Annotated in this window: 1 protein-coding gene; it reads right to left on the bottom strand. The window is 66.7% G+C overall.

Going from position 1 to position 399, the window contains the following annotated elements:
- Positions 1 to 194: helix-turn-helix domain-containing protein (locus FJV41_RS51380; RefSeq protein ID WP_141649689.1), on the bottom strand; the 194-nt coding region annotated here is incomplete at its 3' end.
- Between the last annotated feature and the right edge of the window lie 205 nt (positions 195 to 399).

Below are 399 nucleotides of genomic sequence, written 5' to 3' on the forward strand. Positions count from 1 at the left end.
ACCGCCAGGATTCGGCGCCGCTCCACCTCGGACAGTCGGTTGGCCGGACGGGTATGCGGACCACACCGCCGGTCCTCCGCCGTGGCTGGCTTCCTCCAGCGTTGAATCGTGCGCGGGGCCACCCCGAGCCGCTCGCAGATGGCCTCCAGGCGCACGCCTTTCTCCAGGGCCTCGTCGACGTGGGCGAGCGTCATTTCTCGCTCTTCTCGTCCCCGGAGTCGTCCTCGTCTGCCAGGTGCCTCTCGTCCCACCCCATCGCCTGAAGTTTTTTTCTACACCGGCAAATATGGCTTGAGCCGCAGGTGTTACCCCTCTGAGGGAAGGAGGAACGCCATGGCTCGGACGACGGCTCGCCCTGTTGCAACTCGGGAGGTGCGACTCGACAGCGAGCGTCGGCGC

It is taken from the genome of Myxococcus llanfairpwllgwyngyllgogerychwyrndrobwllllantysiliogogogochensis (genome assembly GCF_006636215.1).
Lineage (GTDB): Bacteria > Myxococcota > Myxococcia > Myxococcales > Myxococcaceae > Myxococcus > Myxococcus llanfairpwllgwyngyllgogerychwyrndrobwllllantysiliogogogochensis.